The following is a 16,230-nucleotide window of genomic DNA, read 5'->3' as shown; positions in this document are numbered from 1 at the left end:
AACGTACCGCGCGACACAGGAGTCCGAGCAACACATGAGCGACGAGCCGCAGCCGAAACAGCCGACCGAGGGCTGGGCGGCATCCACAGAGCCCGAGGGGGCCGAACCGGCGGCCGGCAAGAAGCCCAAGCGGCCCAAGCGCACCGGCTGGCGCCGCCTCCTGCCGACCTGGAAGATGGTGCTCGGCGCCTTCGTCCTCGCCGTCCTGGCCGTCGGCGGCCTGTTCTACTACGGCTACTCCACGGTCAAGATCCCGCCGGCCAACGCGCTCGCCACCAAGCAGAGCAACCTCTACCTCTACGCGGACGGCACCGAGATCGCCCGCGACGGCGAGGTCAACCGGGAGAACGTCAGCCTCTCCCAGATCTCCAAGGCCGCCCAGCACTCCGTCCTGGCCGCCGAGGACCGCGACTTCTACACCGAGTCCGCCGTCGACCCCAAGGCGATGATCCGCGCCGGCTGGAACACCGCCCTGGGCAAGGGCAAGCAGTCCGGCTCCACCATCACCCAGCAGTACGTCAAGAACTACTACCTCGCGCAGGAACAGACCGTCACCCGCAAGGTGAAGGAGTTCTTCATCTCGATCAAGCTGGACCGCACCCAGTCCAAGGCCGACATCCTCGAGGGCTACCTCAACACCAGCTACTTCGGCCGCAACGCCTACGGCATGCAGGCCGCCGCCCAGGCCTACTACGGCATCGACGCCGCCGACCTCACCGCCGGCCAGGGCGCCTACCTCGCCGCCCTGCTCAACGCGCCCAGCGAGTACGACGTCATCGCCCACCCGGAGAACAAGAGCGCCGCCGAGGCCCGCTGGAACTACGTCCTCGACGGCATGGTCACCAAGGGCTGGCTGAGCCGGTCCGAGCGCACCGGGATGAAGTTCCCCACGCCCAAGGAGACCAGCGGCACCGACACCGGCATGTCCGGCCAGCGCGGCTACATCGTCCGCGCCATCAAGGACTACCTGATCCAGAACAAGGTCGTCGACGAGGACCAGCTCGACGCCGGCGGCTACCGCATCACCACCACCCTGGAGAAGAAGAAGCAGGACGCCCTCGTCGACGCCGTCGACGACCAGCTGATGGCCAAGCTCGACAAGGACCGCACGGTCGACACCTACGTCCGCGCCGGCGGCGCCGCCGTCGACCCGAAGACCGGCAAGGTCCTCGCCATGTACGGCGGCATCGACTACGTCAAGCAGTACACCAACAACGCCACCCGCCAGGACTTCCAGGTCGGCTCCACCTTCAAGCCGTTCGTCTTCACCTCGGCCGTCGACAACGGCTCCGTCACCCAGGACGGCCGCACCATCACCCCCAACACCGTCTACGACGGCACCAACAAGCGCGCCGTCCAGGGCTGGAGCAGCAGCTACGACCCGGCCAACGAGGACGACGTCTCCTACGGCGACATCACCGTGCGCGAGGCCACCGACAAGTCCGTCAACTCCGTGTACGCGCAGATGGCCGTAGACGTCGGCCCCGACGAGGTCAAGCAGACCGCGATCGGCCTCGGCCTGCCCACCGACACCCCCGAGCTCCAGCCGTACCCGTCCATCGCGCTCGGCGTGGCCACCGCGAGCGTCCTGGACATGGCCGAGGCGTACGCGACCCTCGCCAACCACGGCAAGCACGGCACCTACACCCTGATCGAGAAGGTCACCAAGGACGGCTCGGACGTCATCGAGCTGCCCGCGCGGAAGTCCACGCAGGCCGTCAGCCGCGAGGCCGCCGACACCACCACCTCGATCCTGCGCAGCGTCGTCCAGAACGGCACCGCGACCGCCGCCCAGGCCGCGGGCCGCCCGGCCGCCGGCAAGACCGGCACCGCCGAGGAGGACACCGCCGCCTGGTTCGCCGGCTACACCCCCGACCTGGCCACCGTCATCTCCGTCATGGGCCAGGACCCGGTCACCGCCGCCCACAAGTCGCTCTACGGCGCGATGGGCCTGGCCCGTGTCAACGGCGGCGGCGCCCCCACGCAGATCTGGGCCCAGTTCACCAAGGAGGCCCTGAAGGGCACCCCGGCCACCGACTTCGACCTCCAGCTCCAGGAGGGCTCCGCGGAGACCGCCCTGCCGTCCTCCGAGGCCTCGCAGGACGACTCCACCGGCGTCCAGGACGAGAACCAGGCGACCACCGGCGGCCAGGACACCCAGACCCCCGGCCGGACGGAGAGCCAGACCGACGGCTCCACCACGAGCGGCGGCACCACCGGCTCCACCACCACCGGCGGCGGCACGACCACCGGCTCGACCACGACCGGCGGCACGACCGGCTCCACCACCACCGGCTCGACCAGCACGGGCTCCACCACCACCGGCTCCACCACGGGGGACACCACGGACGGCGGGACGACGACCGACGGCTCCACCACCGACGGCGGCACCGGCGGAACCTCCGACGGCGGCACCGGACCGCAGCTCGCCGCCCGCCGCCCGCTCGGTCAGTGACCTGAGGTCGCCTTCAGCCCCACGACGGCGACCAGCAGCAGACACACGAAGAAGACACGGGCGGCGGTGACCGGCTCCCCCAGCACCACCATGCCGAGCACCGCCGCCCCGGCCGCACCGATCCCGACCCACACGCCGTAGGCGGTACCGATGGGCAGCGACCTGGCGGCGTACGACAGCAGGAGCATGCTGGCGACGATCCCGGCGCCGGTGAGCACACTGGGCACGAGCCGGGTGAAACCGTCGGAGTACTTCATGCCGACCGACCAGCCGACCTCGAGCAGACCGGCGACGACGAGCAGGACCCAGGCCATGGGGACACCTCCGCGGACGAGCACTTCTTCACTGGGGTGCGTCGTCTTTGCGTCCATCCCGGTACGGCGCGTCTCGTCGGGCTCCCGCCCAACCTAGCAAACGACAACGGGGAGGGGCTGGTGACCACGGTCACCAGCCCCTCCCCGTCTACTGCCTTCGATCTACAGGTACAGACCCACTACAGGTACAGCCCCGTCGAGTCCTCGGCCCCCTCGAACCGGTCCGCGGCCACGGCGTGCAGATCGCGCTCGCGCATCAGCACGTACGCGACACCCCGCACCTCCACCTCCGCCCGGTCCTCCGGATCGAACAGGACCCGGTCACCCGTCTCCACCGTCCGCACGTTCTGCCCCACCGCGACGACCTCGGCCCACGCCAGCCGACGGCCGACGGCCGCCGTGGCGGGGATCAGGATCCCGCCACCGGAGCGCCGCTCGCCCTCGCCGGCGTCCTGCCGCACGAGGACGCGGTCGTGGAGCATCCGGATGGGAAGCTTGTCGTGGTGACTGCTGTGCACGTCTCTGTTACCGCTCACGCCTTTGAACCTACCTGCCTCGGCCGCACCGGGACTCGCCCGGGTCAGCGCTTCCGACGCCGGGGGCCCAGCGCCAGCAGCCCCACGAGCCCGACGACCACGAGGGCGACCGGCACCACCCGCTCCAGCCGGGGCGCGCCCCCCTCGTCCACGAACTGCGCCTTCACATCGCTCACCACCCGGTTGACCTGGACGTAGGCCCTCCCGAGCGTGTGGTCGACATTGGCGACGACCTTGGCCTTGGCGTCCCCGACGATCGTCTTCGGATGCACCCGCACCCCGATCTCGTCGAGCGTCTCGGCCAGCACTTCACGGCGGCGCCTGATGTCCGCCTCGATCTGCGCCGGGGTTCTGGTGTCCGACGTGTCCGCCACGGTAGGGCCTCCGAAGTCAGCCGATGCCTGTTGCTGCTCTGGACAGTCTGTCAGCTCCACGTGCGCCCGCACCGCCAGGACCCCCGGTTACGCTGGTCCGATGAGCGAGCGACTCCAGCCCGGGGACGTGGCCCCCGCCTTCACCCTCCCCGACGCCGACGGCAACGAGGTGTCCCTGTCGGACCACAAGGGCCGCAAGGTCATCGTGTACTTCTACCCGGCGGCCCTGACCCCCGGCTGCACGAAGCAGGCCTGCGACTTCACCGACAACCTGGAGCTGCTGACCGGCGCCGGGTACGACGTCATCGGCATCTCCCCCGACAGCCCCGACAAACTCGGCAAGTTCCGCGAGCAGGAATCCCTCAAGGTCACCCTGCTCGCCGACCCCGACAAGAAGGTCCTCGACGCCTACGGCGCCTACGGCGAGAAGAAGAACTACGGCAAGACGTACCTGGGCGTCATCCGCTCGACGATCGTCGTGGACGAGGACGGCAAGGTCGAACGCGCCCTGTACAACGTCCGCGCGACGGGCCACGTAGCCAAGATCATCAAGGACCTGGGGATCTGACCCCCCTCCCCCTCGCCGAACGGCCCGCCTCGGAGTGCTCCGGGGCGGGCCGCTTCCCGTTTCGGGCGTGACTGTCGGGCGAGCGGCTCGTTATTCCGTGCGAGCCACGAACGGGTGGCCGAGAACGGAGGGGGCGGGAACGTGCAGAGCACACCGCGACGATCGGACGCGTACAGCAGGGAACGGCTGGCACCGGAGGTCGTCGAGGCGCGTAACTGGGCCGATCTGATGCGGCGGCTCGGCCTCAAGTCCAGCGGCGGCCAACGGCGGGTGCTGCAGGAGTACGTCGTGCGCCACGGGCTGGACACCAGCCACTTCGTCCAGCGCAGCCCGTGGCGCAAGTATCCCGACGCCGCCATCGCGGAAGCCGCCGTCTCATCGTCCTCGCTGCGGGAAGTTGCCCTGAAGCTGGGAGCCACCCCGGCGACAGGAACGCTGTCCCACATCCGACGCCGCATTGCCGCGGCGGGCATCGATGTCAGCCACTTCCCTTGCATCGATCGCAGCGAAACGGACCTGCCCTTCACGCCGGAAGAACTCCGCGCCGCCGCGACCACAGCCACGAGCGTGCGTGGCGTGGCGCGCGCACTGGGCGTACCCGACGACAGCCGGTCACGCGCGGCACTGAGCCGGATGCTGACGACCCACAACATCGACATCGACCACTTCTCCCACCGGCGCGCGGCCGTTCCGGAGGACCTGCTGCGGAGTCTGGTACCGGACTCCACCAGCTATGCCGACGTCATGCGCGGTCTCGGCATGGAGGTGAACGACATCAATCACCGGCGCGTACGACGTGCCGTCTCCCGCCTCGGCCTCGACACCAGCCACTTCAAGCGCCGAGCCTGGGGGCGGCCAGAGCCCGCTGCTCCTCCGCCGACCGCGCATCGAGTGCTGGTGGTCCTGCCGGAGCAAGCCGGACGGACGAACAGGGCCCGCCTCCACCGAGCCCTGACCGAGATCGGGACGCCCTACGCATGTGCGGAGTGCGGCAACCCCGGCGAGTGGCGCGGACGCCCGGTCACCTTGCAGATCGACCATGTCAACGGGAACTGGCGGGACAACCGCCGGGAGAACCTCCGCTATCTGTGCCCCAACTGCCACGCGGTCACGAGCACATGGTGCAGGGGAGGCAACTGGCGGCAAGCAAGTGCCGGTACCATGACAGACGGCTAGCGGCGGTGGTGCAATGGTGACACAGCAGACTTAGGATCTGTGGCCCTTGATCGGGCTTGAGGGTTCGAATCCCTTCCGCCGCACATGAACGGCCTGCGAATCGAAGGAACGATGCGCAGGCCGTTTCCTTGTGCGGGTCAGCCCAACAGCTCCCGCACCACCGGCACCAGCTCGCGGAACGCCTTCCCCCGGTGGCTGATCGCGTTCTTCTCCGCGGGGGTCAGTTCCGCGCAGGTGCGGGTCTCGCCGTCCGGCTGGAGGATCGGGTCGTAGCCGAAGCCGTGGGTGCCGGCGGGGGTGTGGCGCAGGACGCCCCTCAGCTGTCCCTCCACCACGCGCTCCGTGCCGTCGGGCAGGGCGAGCGCCGCCGCGCAGGCGAAGTGGGCGCCGCGGTGTTCGTCGGCGATGTCGGCGAGCTGGGCGAGCAGGAGGTCGAGGTTGGCCTGGTCGTCGCCGTGGCGGCCCGCCCAGCGGGCGGAGAAGATGCCGGGGGCGCCGTTCAGGACGTCGACGCAGAGGCCGGAGTCGTCGGCGACGGCGGGCAGGCCGGTGGCCTGGGCGAGGGCGTGGGCCTTGAGCAGGGCGTTCTCGGCGAAGGTGACGCCGGTCTCCTTGACGTCGGGGACGTCGGGGTAGGCGTCCGCGCCGACGAGGTCGTGGGGCAGGCCTGCGTCGGCGAGGATCGACCTGAGTTCGGTGATCTTTCCGGCGTTGCGGGTGGCGAGGATCAGGCGGGTCATGCCGTTCAGTATCCAGCCCCGGCCGGAGAGCCCGCGGTGCGGTCTACGAGGTGCAGACCTTCGTCAGTTCGCCGGCCGCGTCGGTGACGCCGCTGATGTCGGGGGTCTCGTCGCCGTTCTCGATGGCGGTGGTGACCTCGGTCAGGGCGCGTCGGAGGTCCTCGGTGGCCTGGTCGAGGTCGGCGTCGCCCGTTTCGCTGTCGATCTTGTTCAGGCTGTCGCCTATGGCGTCGACGGCCTCCTGGGTCTGGGTGGGGTCGTCGGCCGCGCTGTCCACGGCCTGCTGGAGGTCGGTGACGGCGTCGGCGACGGCGTCGGCGGTCTCGACGCAGTCGAGTGCCTTGTTGACGGCGTCGCAGCCGGTGACGGTGACGGCCGTCAGCGCGGCGGCCGCTATCGCGGCGGCGACGGCGGTACGGCGACGGCGGCGTCGGCTCTCGGCCATGGTGGTGGTCCTCCCCTTGCTCAGCCCCAAGGGCCCCCGCGTGCTGACTGGCCGGGCGTACGGCGGTGAGCCGTACGCCCGTACCGGTAGGGACGCGAGGGCGGGCGGCCCGGTTGCTCGTCCCGGCCGCCCGTCTTGGTGTGTCCTTTACTTTTCGAGGACGGTATCAAGGGCGGTGCGCTGGAGGACAGTGAGTTCCGCGCAGCCGGAAACGGCGAGGTCGAGCAGGGAGTTGAGTTCGTCGCGGGCGAACGGCTCGGCCTCGGCGGTGCCCTGGACCTCGACGAAGCGGCCGTCGCCGGTGCAGACGACGTTCATGTCGGTCTCGGCGCGGACGTCTTCCTCGTAGCAGAGGTCGAGGAGGGGGACGCCGCCGACGATGCCGACCGAGACGGCGGAGACGGTGCCGGTGAGGGGCCGGCGGCCGGCCTTGACCAGCTTCTTGCGCTGGGCCCAGGCGACGGCGTCGGCGAGGGCGACGTAGGCGCCGGTGATGGCGGCGGTGCGGGTGCCGCCGTCGGCCTGGAGGACGTCGCAGTCGAGGACGATCGTGTTCTCGCCGAGTGCCTTGTAGTCGACGACGGCGCGCAGGGAACGGCCGATGAGGCGGGAGATCTCGTGGGTGCGGCCGCCGATCCGGCCCTTGACGGCCTCGCGGTCGCCGCGGGTGTTGGTGGAGCGGGGCAGCATGGAGTACTCGGCGGTGACCCAGCCTTCGCCGCTGCCCTTGCGCCAGCGGGGGACGCCTTCGGTGACGGAGGCGGTGCAGAAGACCTTGGTGTCGCCGAAGGAGACGAGGACGGAGCCCTCGGCGTGCTTGCTCCAGCCGCGTTCGAGGGTGACGGGGCGGAGCTGTTCGGGGGTGCGGCCGTCGATGCGAGACATGCCGCTGAGCCTAGCCGTACCGGTGGAGGGGCCCTTGCCGTGGTGGGAGGGCCCCCTCGGACGGGTGGGGGCGGCTCACATCATGTCTTCGATCTCCGCGGCGATGGGGTCGGCGTCGGTGCCGATGACGACCTGGACGGCGGTGCCCATCTTGACGACGCCGTGGGCGCCGGCGGCCTTCAGGGCGGCCTCGTCGACCAGCGAGGGGTCGGACACCTCGGTGCGCAGGCGGGTGATGCAGCCTTCGATCTCCTCGATGTTGTCGATGCCACCGAGTCCGGCGACGATCTTCTCGGCCTTGCCGGTGAGCTTGCTGGCCATGTGTGGTCTCCCTGAATTCCCTGATGCGATCAGCTTTGTCGCAGTAACCCACAGTCGGCCCAGTTTCGCGAGCGATTGCGCTGTATGTCCCTGAGGATGACGGCACAGCAGCGAAACGGTCCACAGCTGGTCTACACCACCTGACAGGCGGTCGCCAAACCATGAGTGCCGAGAGCGCCGACAGCGGGGTCCGTCCCGCGCGCGCCCGCTGGAACGCGCTGTTCCAGGGGTTGCAGAAGATGGGGCGGAGTCTGCAGCTGCCGATCGCGGTGCTGCCGGCCGCCGGCATCCTCAACCGGCTGGGGCAGCCGGACGTGTTCGGCGACGAGGGCCTGGGCTGGACGGACGTCTCGAAGGTGATGGCGGGCGCGGGCGGCGCCCTGCTCGACGGCCAGCTCGGGCTGCCCCTGCTGTTCTGCGTGGGGGTGGCCATCGGCATGGCGAAGAAGTCCGACGGCTCGACCGCGCTCGCGGCGGTGGCGGGGTTCCTCGTCTACTACAACGTGCTGCGGCAGTTCCCGGAGGAGTGTCCGGGCGGGGCGAGGGCCGTGCCGGGCATCGGCTGCCAGGAGGCGGCCGAGGGGACGGTGACGGCGTTCACCTATCAGAATCCGGGTGTGTTCGGCGGCATCGTGATGGGTCTGGCGGCGGCCTGGTTCTGGCAGCGTTTCCACCGGACGCGGCTGGTGGACTGGCTCGGCTTCTTCAACGGGCGCCGGCTGGTGCCGATCATCATGGCGTTCGTGGCGATCGTGTTCGCCGCGTTGTGCCTGTGGATCTGGCCGCCGATCGGTGCCGGGCTGGAGAGCTTCAGCGACTGGCTGAGCGACGCGGGCTCCTGGGGTGCCGGTGTCTTCGGTCTGGCGAACCGTGCGCTGCTGGTGGTCGGGCTGCACCAGTTCCTGAACGTGCCCCTCTGGTTCCAGTTCGGGAGCTACACCAAGCCGGACGGGACGGTGGTGCACGGTGACATCAACATGTTCCTGGCGGGTGACCCGGACGCGGGTCAGTTCACCTCGGGCTTCTTCCCGATCATGATGTTCGCGCTGCCGGCGGCGGCCCTGGCCATCACCCACTGCGCCCGTCCCGAGCGCCGCAAGGAGGTGGGCGGTCTGATGCTGTCGGTGGCGCTGACGTCGTTCGTCACCGGCATCACCGAGCCGCTGGAGTACTCGTTCCTGTTCGTGGCGCCGGCGCTGTATGTGATCCACGCGGTGCTGACGGGTGTGTCGATGGCGGTGACCTGGGCGCTGGGGGTGCACGACGGGTTCAGTTTCTCCGCCGGGCTCATCGACTACGTCATCAACTGGAACCTGGCGACCAGGCCGTGGGCGATCGTTCCGATCGGCCTGTGCTTCGCGCTCCTCTATTACGTGATCTTCCGTTTCGCGATCACGAGGTTCGATCTGAAGACGCCGGGGCGTGAGCCGGAGGAGGAGCACGAGGACGTCACCAAGGCCTGACAAAGGGGTGCTGAGAGGGGTCTGTCAGGGCGCTGAGGGCGGCGTTTCGCTCGCGTTCTCGACGGGTTCCTCATCTCGCCTTCATCGTGCTACAACATGGTCTACACCACTGGGTGGTGTAGACCATGTCCCGATGGAGGAAGTCTATGAGCACCGCCACCGCGCCAACGGCGGCCCCCACGAAGAAGTGGGGATCCGGCCTGTTCCAGGGCCTGCAGAAGGTCGGCCGCAGCCTCCAGCTGCCCGTCGCGGTCCTGCCCGCCGCGGGCATCATGGTGCGGCTCGGCGCCGATGACGTGTTCGGCAAGGACGGTCTCGGCTGGGGCAAGGTCGCCACGGTGTTCGCCGAGGCCGGCGACGCCATCCTCGGCAACCTCCCGCTGCTCTTCTGCATCGGCGTCGCCATCGGCTTCGCCAAGAAGTCGGACGGCTCCACCGCCCTCGCCGCGCTCGTCGGCTTCCTCGTCTACAGCAGGGTCCTCCAGGCCTTCCCGGTCACCGAGGGCAAGATCCAGGCGGGCCAGGACATAGCCGCCACGTACAACAACCCGGGTGTGCTCGGCGGCATCGTCATGGGTCTGCTGTCGGCGGTGCTCTGGCAGCGCTTCTACCGCACCCGGCTCGTCGACTGGCTCGGCTTCTTCAACGGCCGCCGGCTGGTGCCGATCGTCATGGCCTTCGTCGGGCTCGTGGTCGGTGTCTTCTTCGGGCTGGTCTGGGAGCCGATCGGCGGGGTCATCACCGACTTCGGCGAGTGGATGACCGGGCTCGGCGCCGCGGGCGCGGGCATCTTCGGCGCGATCAACCGGGCGCTGATCCCGATCGGCATGCACCAGTTCGTGAACACCGTCGCCTGGTTCCAGATCGGTGACTTCACCAACGCGGCCGGCGACGTCGTGCACGGCGACATCACGCGCTACCTGAACGGCGACCCCTCCGCCGGCATGTTCCAGTCCGGCTTCTTCCCGATCATGATGTTCGGTCTGCCGGCCGCCGCGCTCGCCATCGCGCACACCGCCCGGCCCGAGCGCCGCAAGGCCGTGACGGGCATGATGGTCTCGCTGGCGCTGACCTCGTTCGTCACGGGCGTGACGGAGCCGATCGAGTTCTCCTTCATGTTCATCGCGCCGCTGCTGTACGTGATCCACGCCCTGCTGACCGCGGTCTCCATGGCCGTCACCTGGGCCCTCGGCGTCCATGCCGGCTTCAACTTCTCGGCGGGTCTGATCGACTACGCCCTGAACTGGAACCTCGCCACCAAGCCCTGGTTGATCATCCCCATCGGCCTGGTCTTCGCGGCCGTCTACTACGTGGTGTTCCGCTTCGCGATCATCCGGTTCGACCTCACCACCCCGGGCCGGGAGCCCGAGGAGGAGGTCGAGGACCTCACGAAGGCGTGAGCGGGTCCTGACGCGCGCGAAGGCCCCGGAGCCCTGAACTTGGCTCCGGGGCCTTCGTCGTGTTCCGGGGGCGCGGCGAGGAGTCGGCCCGGGGGGTCAGACCTGGTACGACATCCGGGGCACGGCCAGCTCCACCGGTCCGTCGAACACCGCCCGCGCGTCCGCGAGGTTGATCTGCGGGTCGGTCCACGGCGGGATGTGGGTGAGGAGCAGGCGGCGGGCACCCGCGCGGGCCGCCGACTCGCCGGCCTCACGGCCGTTGAGGTGCAGGTCGGGGATGTTCTCCTTGCCGTGCGTGAAGGCGGCCTCGCACAGGAACAGGTCGCTGTCGCGGGCGAGTTCGTCGAGGGCCGGGCTGACGCCGGTGTCACCGGAGTAGGTCAGGGCCCGGCCGCCGTGCTCGAGGCGGATGCCGTACGCCTCCACGGGGTGGGCCACCCGTTCGGTGTGGACCGTGAAGGGGCCGATGTCGAACGTGGAGGGCTTGACCGTGTGGAAGTCGAAGACCTCGCTCATGGAGGAGGCCGAGGGGGTGTCGGCGTAGGCCGTGGTGAGGCGGTGCTCGGTGCCCTCGGGTCCGTAGACCGGGAGGGGGTCGCAGCGTCCGCCGTCGTGGCGGTAGTAGCGCGCCACGAAGTACGCGCACATGTCGATGCAGTGGTCGGCGTGCAGATGACTCAGGAAGATCGCGTCGAGGTCGTAGAGACCGCAGTGGCGCTGCAACTCGCCCAGGGCGCCGTTGCCCATGTCGAGAAGCAGCCTGAAGCCGTCGGCCTCGACGAGGTAGCTCGAGCAGGCCGATTCCACGGACGGGAACGACCCCGAGCAGCCGACGACGGTGAGCTTCATAGAGCAGAAACCTCCGCTGGCGGGAACCGAAGAAGACGGAACACCGGGAAAGATCGTGGAACGAACGAACGGTCGGGGCAGGGGCGACGGGGGTCGTGCGGTTCGTCGAGCGTAAGGCGCAAAACGTCCGGTCGCTCCTCCGCCAGGGGCCGTTGTGGGCGAACTCACCTGTGGTGTCACCGGTTCGGCTGGACGCGGGGCGTATGGGGCGCACGAGAGGGCGCGCACGGTCGTACATACGCCGGTAACGTCGTGTCCATGGACACGTCCTGGTGGCTGGCGCTCGCGGCGGTGGTACTGCTGGCGCTCGTCGCCACGCTCGTCGACGGCTGGGGACACCGCCGGCGGCCGGCGGGGCGGAGGTCCCGGCCCCCGGGGCGGCCGGCGCGGGGCCGCGGCCCGGCGGGGCGCGGCCGGGGTGCGGCGGGGCGGCCGCAGCCGGCGGAGATCTGGTGGGCGAACGTGCCGTACGAGGAGGGGCCGGGCGCTAAGGACCGGCCCTGTCTGGTGCTGGTGGTGCGCGGCGACCGGGTGACGGTCGCGAAGATCACCAGCCGGTACCGTGACGAGCGGGCGGGGGTGATCCCGCTGCCGCCGGGTTCCGTCGGGGACGCGCGCGGGCGTCCGAGCTTCCTGGAGACGGACGAGCTGCGCCAGGTCAGGGTGCGGGACTTCCGCCGCCGGGTGGGTGTGGTGGACCCGGTCCTGTGGGACCAGGTCCGTCACCTGACGACGTGAGGCCCGCGGCGGCTCACGCCCAGAGCTGGCCCTGGAGCGTCTCGATGGCCTCTTCCGTGGTGGCCGCGGTGTAGACGCCGGTGGAGAGGTACTTCCAGCCGCCGTCGGCCACGACGAACACGATGTCGGCGCTCTCGCCGGCCTGCACGGCCTTCCTGCCGACGCCGATCGCGGCGTGCAGCGCGGCGCCGGTGGAGACGCCCGCGAAGATGCCCTCCTGCTGGAGCAGCTCGCGGGTGCGGGTGACCGCGTCCGCCGAGCCGACCGAGAAGCGGGTGGTGAGGACGGAGGCGTCGTACAGCTCGGGGACGAAGCCCTCGTCGAGGTTGCGCAGGCCGTAGACCAGGTCGTCGTAGCGCGGCTCGGCGGCCACGATCCTGACGTCCGGCTTGTGCTCGCGCAGGTAGCGGCCGACGCCCATGAGGGTGCCGGTGGTGCCGAGGCCGGCCACGAAGTGCGTGACGGAGGGGAGGTCGGCGAGGATCTCCGGGCCCGTCGTCGCGTAGTGGGCGCCCGCGTTGTCCGGGTTGCCGTACTGGTAGAGCATCACCCAGTCGGGGTGCTCGGCGGACAGCTCCTTGGCGACCCGCACGGCGGTGTTGGAGCCGCCGGCGGCCGGGGAGGAGATGATCTCCGCGCCCCACATGCCGAGCAGGTCGCGGCGTTCCTGCGAGGTGTTCTCGGGCATCACGCAGACCATGCGGTAGCCCTTGAGCTTGGCCGCCATGGCGAGGGAGATGCCGGTGTTGCCGCTGGTCGGTTCGAGGATGGTGCAGCCGGGTGTCAGCCGGCCGTCCTTCTCCGCCTGCTCGATCATGTGCAGGGCGGGACGGTCCTTGACCGAGCCGGTGGGATTGCGGTCCTCCAGCTTGGCCCAGATGCTGACGTCGGCGGACGGCGACAGCCGCGGCAGGCGCACCAGGGGGGTGTTGCCCACCGCGGCCAACGGGGAGTCGTAACGCATGAGTGGTCAGCGGCCCGTCAGGCCATGCCGCCGGCCACGGCCGGCAGGATGGTCACGGTGTCGCCGTCGGTGAGCTTGGTGTTGATGCCGTCGACGAAACGGACGTCCTCGTCGTTCAGGTAGACGTTGACGAAGCGGCGCAGCTGGCCGTCGTCCACGATGCGGGCCTGGATGCCCGCGTGCCGGGTCTCGAGGTCGGTGAACAGGTCGGCGAGGGTGTCACCGCTGCCCTCCACCGCCTTCTGACCGTCGGTGTACTGGCGGAGGATGGTCGGGATGCGGACCTCGATGGCCATGGCTCAGGGCTCCTGTCGGGAGTGGTCAGGTCGGTAGGCGCGCGGCTGCGCAGTACGGAGTGGTCGTGCGTCGCGCCGCGGCTCACGAGCCGTGCGGCGGCAGGGGAAAGCGTCAACAGATGGCGCTGGCGAGCCTGCACAGGTCGACGTGCAGCCGCGCCACGAGCAGCGTGCCCGGCGTCCTGTTGCTCACGTCGTGGGAAACCATGGGCTCATCGTATCGATTCCCCCTCCGGCTTCCCGAGGGTGATTCCACATGGTGGACGGAATCCGGCCGGAAAGTGAGACCGCCCTGTTGGGGCGGGTGCGGCGCGCACCGCGCGGACCCGCCGTCGGCACGCGCCCTCCGTACGCATGGCGTCCGCGCGACGGGCGTCAGTACGCCTCGACGACGCGGACCTCCTCCTCGGTGACCTCGCCCTCGACGATGCGGAAGGAGCGGAACTGGAACTCGCCGGCGCCGTCGGTGTCGGCGGTGGAGACGAGGACGTAGTGGGCGCCGGGCTCGTTGGCGTAGGAGATGTCGGTGCGGGAGGGGTAGGCCTCGGTCGCCGTGTGGGAGTGGTAGACGACCACCGGTTCCTCGTCGCGGTCGTCCATCTCGCGGTAGAGCTTCAGCAGGTCACCGGAGTCGAACTCGTAGAACGTGGGTGACATGGCCGCGTTGAGCATCGGGATGAAGCGCTCGGGGCGGTCCGAGCCCGCCGGGCCGGCGACGACGCCGCACGCCTCGTCGGGGTGGTCCTTGCGCGCGTGCGCGACGATCCGGTCGACGAGGTCCTGGGTGATGGTCAGCATGGTCGTCAGGATAAGCAGAGGGGCCGCCCCGTACCGAGGGGCGGTACGGGGCGGCCCACATGGCGGACGTGCTGGGCGGCGGGCGGAGGGGGCACCGCACGGGTCGGCGTGTGTCCCCTCCGGCCGGGCGTCCCGTGGTGGCGGTCAGCCCACCTTCTCCGGGGCCGCCTCGCGGCGTCCGGTGACCTCGGGGTTGCGGGACTTCAGCACGGCCCAGCCGGCGGCGAGGGCGGCGGCCCAGCCGGCCATCACGTAGAGGCAGACGCGGGAGTCGGCGTCGTAGGCGATCAGGCCGGTGACGAAGAGCAGGAACGCGATGGCGATGTAGGAGCACACCGCGCCGCCCGGCGCCGGGAAGGAGGAGGCGGGCAGCCGGCCCGCGTCGACCCCGCGGCGGTAGAGGACGTGGCTGATCAGGATCATCAGCCAGGTCCAGATGCCGGCGGCGGTGGCGACGGAGGTGACGTAGCCGAACGCCTTCTCCGGGACGACGTAGTTGAGGACGACGCCGATGCCCATGAAGAGGACCGAGACCGTGATGCCGAAGGCGGGGGTCTTGGAGGCGGACAGCCGCTGGAACGCCGCCGGGGCCTCGCCGCTGTCGGCCAGGTTCCGCAGCATGCGGCCGGTGGAGTACATGCCGGAGTTGCAGGAGGAGAGGGCGGCGGTCAGCACGACGAAGTTGACGATGCCGGCGCCGGCCGGGATGCCGATCTTGGCGAAGGCGGCGACGAAGGGGCTGACGCCCGGCGCGAACTCGGTCCACTTGACCACGCACAGGATGACGGTGAGGGCGCCGACGTAGAAGAGGGCGATGCGCCACGGGAGCGTGTTGATCGCCTTGGGGAGGGTCTTCTCCGGGTTCTCGGACTCGCCGGCCGTGACACCGACCAGCTCGACGGCGAGGTAGGCGAACATGACGCCCTGGAGGGTCATCAGGGACGAGCCGATGCCCTTGGGGAAGAAGCCGTCGAAGGCCCACAGGTTGGAGACGGCGGCGGTGTCACCGGCGGAGCTGAAGCCGAAGGTGAGGACACCGAGGCCGATGACGATCATGCCGATCAGGGCGGTGACCTTGACCATCGAGAACCAGAACTCCAGCTCGCCGAAGAGCTTCACGGAGATCAGGTTGACCCCGAAGAGGATCACCAGGAAGACCAGGGCGGTCACCCACTGGGGGATGGCCGGGAACCAGAAGTTGACGTAGATCGCGGCGGCCGTCAGCTCGGCCATGCCGGTGACGACCCACATCAGCCAGTACGTCCAGCCGGTGAAGTAGCCGAAGAACGGGCCGAGGAACTCACGGGAGTACTCCGCGAACGAGCCCGAGACCGGGCGGTAGAGCAGCAGCTCGCCGAGCGCCCGCATGATGAAGAAGATGATCACACCGGCGAGGGCGTACATGACGATCAGGCTGGGGCCCGCCTTGGCGATGTTCGCCCCGGCTCCCAGGAAGAGGCCGACGCCGATGGCGCCGCCGATGGCGATCATCTGGACCTGGCGACTGCCGAGGCCGCGCTCGTACCCCTCGTCCGACTCTTTCGGGGCCTTGTCCGTGTCGACCTGAGCGGAGGTCATGTGGTGGTGCGCCTTTCTCCATGCCGAACCGGACCTTCGTCGGCCTCGGATCGGATCTCGATCCCCCCGGAATGATGGAGCTGAGCGGGCCTCGCGGGCCCGCTCGTGCCTGGCCGGCGATCCGCCGGCTCGGTGGCGCACCCGGCCGAACATTCGGGTGGTGTTCGCCGGGCGGTCGTGAAGATTTATCACGGCCGCATCAGTGATCGCCCGTACGACATATGGCGCAGGACACAGGAAGAAGCGGACAAACAGCACCCGGAAGGGGCAAAGCGCATCACCGTGGTGACGCGATCGTTATCCGGATTTGAGCGTCCGCTGAGCGAACAC

Annotated in this window: 19 protein-coding genes, 1 tRNA gene and 1 riboswitch; of the genes, 7 read left to right on the top strand and 13 right to left on the bottom strand. The window is 69.7% G+C overall.

Going from position 1 to position 16,230, the window contains the following annotated elements; all coding sequences use genetic code 11:
- Positions 1–34 precede the first annotated feature (34 nt).
- Positions 35–2,455, top strand: a complete 2,421-nt coding sequence (locus ACFYWQ_RS38905) for a transglycosylase domain-containing protein (protein WP_389524016.1) — start codon at positions 35–37, stop codon at positions 2,453–2,455.
- On the opposite strand, the gene ACFYWQ_RS38900 is transcribed toward ACFYWQ_RS38905, so the two are convergent.
- From ACFYWQ_RS38900 to ACFYWQ_RS38890, 3 genes are all read right to left on the bottom strand, one after another.
- Positions 2,449–2,769: a DMT family transporter gene (locus tag ACFYWQ_RS38900; protein ID WP_389524014.1), complete on the bottom strand. Its 321-nt coding sequence runs from the start codon at positions 2,767–2,769 to the stop codon at positions 2,449–2,451. The two genes, ACFYWQ_RS38905 and ACFYWQ_RS38900, sit on opposite strands and share 7 nt — an antisense overlap.
- A 35-nt stretch (positions 2,770–2,804) precedes the next feature.
- A riboswitch (guanidine-III (ykkC-III) riboswitch) is annotated at positions 2,805–2,874 on the bottom strand.
- Positions 2,875–2,948: 74 nt separating this feature from the next.
- Positions 2,949–3,251 (bottom strand): GroES family chaperonin, encoded by a 303-nt coding sequence (locus tag ACFYWQ_RS38895; protein WP_385062591.1) that lies wholly within the window; start codon positions 3,249–3,251, stop codon positions 2,949–2,951.
- 98 nt (positions 3,252–3,349) lie between these two features.
- Positions 3,350–3,679 (bottom strand): DUF3618 domain-containing protein, encoded by a 330-nt coding sequence (locus ACFYWQ_RS38890; RefSeq protein ID WP_385062311.1) that lies wholly within the window; start codon positions 3,677–3,679, stop codon positions 3,350–3,352.
- A gap of 100 nt (positions 3,680–3,779) precedes the next feature.
- Here ACFYWQ_RS38890 and bcp point away from each other — a divergent pair, with 100 nt between their 5' ends.
- The 3 genes from bcp to ACFYWQ_RS38875 all read left to right on the top strand — a co-directional run bounded on the left by bcp (position 3,780) and on the right by ACFYWQ_RS38875 (position 5,506).
- On the top strand, positions 3,780–4,247 hold the full coding sequence (gene bcp / locus ACFYWQ_RS38885; RefSeq protein WP_389524011.1) for a thioredoxin-dependent thiol peroxidase: 468 nt from the start codon (positions 3,780–3,782) through the stop codon (positions 4,245–4,247).
- A gap of 141 nt (positions 4,248–4,388) precedes the next feature.
- Entirely contained in the window at positions 4,389–5,423 is a 1,035-nt protein-coding gene (locus tag ACFYWQ_RS38880; RefSeq protein WP_389524008.1) for an HNH endonuclease, read from the top strand.
- Positions 5,423–5,506, top strand: a tRNA-Leu gene (locus ACFYWQ_RS38875). The genes ACFYWQ_RS38880 and ACFYWQ_RS38875 overlap by 1 nt, the downstream gene beginning before the upstream one ends.
- A gap of 54 nt (positions 5,507–5,560) precedes the next feature.
- On the opposite strand, the gene rdgB is transcribed toward ACFYWQ_RS38875, so the two are convergent.
- The 4 genes from rdgB to ACFYWQ_RS38855 form a co-directional block, all read right to left on the bottom strand.
- A complete protein-coding gene (gene rdgB, locus ACFYWQ_RS38870; protein WP_389524006.1) occupies positions 5,561–6,163 on the bottom strand; it encodes an RdgB/HAM1 family non-canonical purine NTP pyrophosphatase in 603 nt (200 codons plus the stop codon).
- A gap of 43 nt (positions 6,164–6,206) precedes the next feature.
- Entirely contained in the window at positions 6,207–6,608 is a 402-nt protein-coding gene (locus ACFYWQ_RS38865; protein ID WP_389524003.1) for a hypothetical protein, read from the bottom strand.
- A gap of 147 nt (positions 6,609–6,755) precedes the next feature.
- Entirely contained in the window at positions 6,756–7,493 is a 738-nt protein-coding gene (gene rph / locus ACFYWQ_RS38860; protein ID WP_389524000.1) for a ribonuclease PH, read from the bottom strand.
- Positions 7,494–7,568: 75 nt separating this feature from the next.
- Positions 7,569–7,814: a glucose PTS transporter subunit EIIB gene (locus tag ACFYWQ_RS38855; protein WP_389523998.1), complete on the bottom strand. Its 246-nt coding sequence runs from the start codon at positions 7,812–7,814 to the stop codon at positions 7,569–7,571.
- A gap of 161 nt (positions 7,815–7,975) precedes the next feature.
- Between ACFYWQ_RS38855 and ACFYWQ_RS38850 the strand changes: the two genes are divergently transcribed.
- Together ACFYWQ_RS38850 and ACFYWQ_RS38845 are read left to right on the top strand one after the other, a co-directional pair.
- Complete coding sequence (locus ACFYWQ_RS38850) at positions 7,976–9,277, top strand: PTS transporter subunit EIIC (RefSeq protein WP_389523995.1); 1,302 nt, start codon at positions 7,976–7,978, stop codon at positions 9,275–9,277.
- Between the two features lie 146 nt (positions 9,278–9,423).
- Positions 9,424–10,677, top strand: coding sequence for a PTS transporter subunit EIIC (locus tag ACFYWQ_RS38845; RefSeq protein ID WP_389523992.1), 1,254 nt, complete (start codon positions 9,424–9,426; stop codon positions 10,675–10,677).
- 96 nt (positions 10,678–10,773) lie between these two features.
- Here the strand turns inward: ACFYWQ_RS38845 and ACFYWQ_RS38840 are convergent, their stop codons facing one another.
- Entirely contained in the window at positions 10,774–11,526 is a 753-nt protein-coding gene (locus ACFYWQ_RS38840; protein ID WP_389523989.1) for an MBL fold metallo-hydrolase, read from the bottom strand.
- A 258-nt stretch (positions 11,527–11,784) separates the two neighbouring features.
- Here ACFYWQ_RS38840 and ACFYWQ_RS38835 point away from each other — a divergent pair, with 258 nt between their 5' ends.
- Positions 11,785–12,264 (top strand): type II toxin-antitoxin system PemK/MazF family toxin, encoded by a 480-nt coding sequence (locus ACFYWQ_RS38835; RefSeq protein ID WP_389523986.1) that lies wholly within the window; start codon positions 11,785–11,787, stop codon positions 12,262–12,264.
- A gap of 13 nt (positions 12,265–12,277) precedes the next feature.
- Here the strand turns inward: ACFYWQ_RS38835 and ACFYWQ_RS38830 are convergent, their stop codons facing one another.
- The 5 genes from ACFYWQ_RS38830 to ACFYWQ_RS38810 all read right to left on the bottom strand — a co-directional run bounded on the left by ACFYWQ_RS38830 (position 12,278) and on the right by ACFYWQ_RS38810 (position 15,900).
- Complete coding sequence (locus ACFYWQ_RS38830) at positions 12,278–13,228, bottom strand: PLP-dependent cysteine synthase family protein (RefSeq protein ID WP_389523983.1); 951 nt, start codon at positions 13,226–13,228, stop codon at positions 12,278–12,280.
- Between the two features lie 17 nt (positions 13,229–13,245).
- Entirely contained in the window at positions 13,246–13,524 is a 279-nt protein-coding gene (locus ACFYWQ_RS38825; RefSeq protein ID WP_389523980.1) for a MoaD/ThiS family protein, read from the bottom strand.
- A gap of 112 nt (positions 13,525–13,636) precedes the next feature.
- Positions 13,637–13,732 carry a putative leader peptide gene (locus ACFYWQ_RS38820; protein ID WP_389523977.1) on the bottom strand — a complete coding sequence of 32 codons (96 nt, stop codon included), beginning with the start codon at positions 13,730–13,732 and terminating at the stop codon, positions 13,637–13,639.
- A 167-nt stretch (positions 13,733–13,899) separates the two neighbouring features.
- On the bottom strand, positions 13,900–14,322 hold the full coding sequence (locus ACFYWQ_RS38815) for a Mov34/MPN/PAD-1 family protein (RefSeq protein ID WP_389523976.1): 423 nt from the start codon (positions 14,320–14,322) through the stop codon (positions 13,900–13,902).
- Positions 14,323–14,466: 144 nt separating this feature from the next.
- Positions 14,467–15,900, bottom strand: a complete 1,434-nt coding sequence (locus ACFYWQ_RS38810; RefSeq protein ID WP_389523974.1) for an amino acid permease — start codon at positions 15,898–15,900, stop codon at positions 14,467–14,469.
- Positions 15,901–16,230: the final 330 nt, after the last annotated feature.

This window comes from Streptomyces sp. NPDC003247, from assembly GCF_042888135.1.
Taxonomy (GTDB): Bacteria; Actinomycetota; Actinomycetes; order Streptomycetales; family Streptomycetaceae; genus Streptomyces.
This window is presented reverse-complemented; position numbering and strand designations above follow the sequence as displayed.

Excerpts from the sequence above, each read along its gene's own strand:
- ACFYWQ_RS38905 (WP_389524016.1), top strand. The coding sequence starts at position 35 with ATGAGCGACGAGCCGCAGCCGAAACAGCCGACCGAGGGCTGGGCGGCA.
- ACFYWQ_RS38900 (WP_389524014.1), bottom strand. The coding sequence starts at position 2,769 with ATGGCCTGGGTCCTGCTCGTCGTCGCCGGTCTGCTCGAGGTCGGCTGG.
- ACFYWQ_RS38895 (WP_385062591.1), bottom strand. The coding sequence starts at position 3,251 with ATGCTCCACGACCGCGTCCTCGTGCGGCAGGACGCCGGCGAGGGCGAG.
- bcp (WP_389524011.1), top strand. The coding sequence starts at position 3,780 with ATGAGCGAGCGACTCCAGCCCGGGGACGTGGCCCCCGCCTTCACCCTC.
- rdgB (WP_389524006.1), bottom strand. The coding sequence starts at position 6,163 with ATGACCCGCCTGATCCTCGCCACCCGCAACGCCGGAAAGATCACCGAA.
- ACFYWQ_RS38865 (WP_389524003.1), bottom strand. The coding sequence starts at position 6,608 with ATGGCCGAGAGCCGACGCCGCCGTCGCCGTACCGCCGTCGCCGCCGCG.
- rph (WP_389524000.1), bottom strand. The coding sequence starts at position 7,493 with ATGTCTCGCATCGACGGCCGCACCCCCGAACAGCTCCGCCCCGTCACC.
- ACFYWQ_RS38855 (WP_389523998.1), bottom strand. The coding sequence starts at position 7,814 with ATGGCCAGCAAGCTCACCGGCAAGGCCGAGAAGATCGTCGCCGGACTC.
- ACFYWQ_RS38850 (WP_389523995.1), top strand. The coding sequence starts at position 7,976 with ATGAGTGCCGAGAGCGCCGACAGCGGGGTCCGTCCCGCGCGCGCCCGC.
- ACFYWQ_RS38845 (WP_389523992.1), top strand. The coding sequence starts at position 9,424 with ATGAGCACCGCCACCGCGCCAACGGCGGCCCCCACGAAGAAGTGGGGA.
- ACFYWQ_RS38840 (WP_389523989.1), bottom strand. The coding sequence starts at position 11,526 with ATGAAGCTCACCGTCGTCGGCTGCTCGGGGTCGTTCCCGTCCGTGGAA.
- ACFYWQ_RS38835 (WP_389523986.1), top strand. The coding sequence starts at position 11,785 with ATGGACACGTCCTGGTGGCTGGCGCTCGCGGCGGTGGTACTGCTGGCG.
- ACFYWQ_RS38830 (WP_389523983.1), bottom strand. The coding sequence starts at position 13,228 with ATGCGTTACGACTCCCCGTTGGCCGCGGTGGGCAACACCCCCCTGGTG.
- ACFYWQ_RS38825 (WP_389523980.1), bottom strand. The coding sequence starts at position 13,524 with ATGGCCATCGAGGTCCGCATCCCGACCATCCTCCGCCAGTACACCGAC.
- ACFYWQ_RS38820 (WP_389523977.1), bottom strand. The coding sequence starts at position 13,732 with ATGGTTTCCCACGACGTGAGCAACAGGACGCCGGGCACGCTGCTCGTG.
- ACFYWQ_RS38815 (WP_389523976.1), bottom strand. The coding sequence starts at position 14,322 with ATGCTGACCATCACCCAGGACCTCGTCGACCGGATCGTCGCGCACGCG.
- ACFYWQ_RS38810 (WP_389523974.1), bottom strand. The coding sequence starts at position 15,900 with ATGACCTCCGCTCAGGTCGACACGGACAAGGCCCCGAAAGAGTCGGAC.